2 protein-coding genes and 1 pseudogene are annotated in these 1,863 nt (G+C 74.8%); 2 read left to right on the forward strand and 1 reads right to left on the reverse strand.

Going from position 1 to position 1,863, the window contains the following annotated elements; all coding sequences use genetic code 11:
* Positions 1–1,123: nicotinate phosphoribosyltransferase (locus tag D8M29_RS11610; RefSeq protein ID WP_127446000.1), on the reverse strand; the 1,123-nt coding region annotated here is incomplete at its 3' end.
* A 64-nt stretch (positions 1,124–1,187) separates the two neighbouring features.
* Here D8M29_RS11610 and clpS point away from each other — a divergent pair.
* Together clpS and D8M29_RS11620 are read left to right on the forward strand one after the other, a co-directional pair.
* Positions 1,188–1,550, forward strand: a complete 363-nt coding sequence (clpS, locus tag D8M29_RS11615; RefSeq protein WP_095347689.1) for an ATP-dependent Clp protease adapter ClpS — start codon at positions 1,188–1,190, stop codon at positions 1,548–1,550.
* Positions 1,551–1,558: 8 nt separating this feature from the next.
* A pseudogene (locus tag D8M29_RS11620) lies at positions 1,559–1,863 on the forward strand (DUF2017 domain-containing protein); the annotation flags it as partial.

Here is a 1,863-nt window from a genome sequence, read left to right on the forward strand (position 1 = left end):
CCCGGCCCCGCGGGTCGCGGCGGCGCGCGGCCTCCTTGCGGCCGCCCCGGCTGGCCTTGCCGGAACTGGCCTTGGCCACGTCCACCCACGTGCCGTCGTCGTCCTGGCGGGCCACGAGCTTGTAGACCATGGAGGCGGTGGGCGCGCCGGACCCGGTGACCAGGCGCGTGCCCACGCCGTACGAGCTGACGGGGGCGGAGCGCAGGGCGGCGATCGCGTACTCGTCCAGGTCCGAGGTGACCATGATCCCGGTCTCGGTGTTGCCCAGCTCGTCGAGCAGCTCGCGCACGCGGTGGGCCTGGATCACGAGGTCGCCGGAGTCGACCCGGACGTTCCGCAGGGCCGGGCCGGCCACCTCGACCGCGGTGCGCACGCCCTGCTCCACGTCATACGTGTCCACGAGGAGGGTGGTGTCCGCCCCGAGCGCGGCGACCTGGGCCTCGAAGGCGGCGCGCTCCGAGTCGTGCAGCAGGGTGAAGGAGTGGGCGGCGGTGCCGACGGTCGGGATGCCGTACCGGCGGCCCGCCTCGAGGTTCGAGGTGGCGGTGAAGCCCGCGATGGCCGCGGCGCGGGCGGCGGCCACGGCGGACTCCTCGTGCGTGCGGCGCGAGCCCATCTCGGCGCACGGGCGGCCGTCCGCGACGGCCGTCATGCGGGAGGCGGCGGAGGCCACGGCGGAGTCGTAGTTGTAGATGGAGAGCAGGTAGGTCTCCAGGATGCACGCCTCGGCGAACGTCGACTCCACCTGCAGGAGGGGGGAGTGCGGGAAGTAGGCCTCGCCCTCGGCGTAGCCCACGATGTCGCCCGTGAACTCGTAGTCGGCGAGCCAGGCCAGCGTGGCGTCGTCGAGGGCGGTGGTGTCCGCGAGGAAGTCGAGCTCGGGCGTGTCGAACCGGAAGCGGGACAGGCCCTCCAGCGCGCGGCCCACGCCGGCCACCACGCCGTAGCGGCGGCCGCTGGGCAGGCGTCGGGTGAACAGCTCGAAGCGGGAGCGGCGGTGCGCGGTGCCGGCCTTCAGCGCGGCCTGGAGCATGGTCAGCTCGTAGTGGTCGGTCATCAGCGCCGTGGGGATCTGCCAGTCGTCGGCGGTCCGCGGGGCGCTGGGCACGGGGTTCTGGCTCACGCGCCCACCCTAGTGGACCGTGGCGGGGCCGGTCCTGGCCCGCCCGCCTCGTACACTGGGGCGCATGTCCGTGCTGACCCGCCACGATCCGTCCGCGCCGCGCGCCGTGCGTCCGGCGCCGGCTGAGTCCGTCCCCGCCGGCGCCACCGACACCGCCCTGCTGGAGCGGCCTCACGAGGACACAGCCCGGGACCGGCCGTGGAACGTGGTGGTGTGGAACGACCCGGTGAACCTGATGAGCTACGTCGCCTACGTGTTCCGCACGCACTTCGGCTACTCCGCGGCCAAGGCGCAGCGGCTCATGCTCGAGGTCCACGAGCGGGGCCGGTCCGTGGTGGCGACGGGCACCAAGGAGAAGGCCGAGCTGCACGTGGGCGCGATGCACGGCTACGGGCTGTGGGCCACGCTCGAGCAGGCGGAGGACTGAGGAGGGGCATGGCAGAACGGTTCCGCTGGACGCGGCGGGGGTACACGGCGCAGCTGGAGCTGCCGGAGGTGCGCCTGCTGCGCGGGCTGGTCAGGGACGTCGTCGCCCTGCTCGAGGGCCGACGCGCGGACGTGCGCCCCGCCGAGGCGGACCCCGCCGAGGCCCCGGCCGCCGAGGACGGCGTCGACACGCCCGAAGAGCCCCCGGCGGCGCCGCCGTCCGTGTCCGCCGCGGAGGACGCGGGCCCCGTGGCTGGGCTGGACGCGTCCGACGCCGCGTTCTGGGGGTTGGTCTCCGGCCTGCACCTGAGCCA

This window comes from Micrococcus sp. HSID17227, from assembly GCF_003989405.1.
In the GTDB taxonomy this organism is placed as follows: domain Bacteria; phylum Actinomycetota; class Actinomycetes; order Actinomycetales; family Micrococcaceae; genus Micrococcus; species Micrococcus luteus.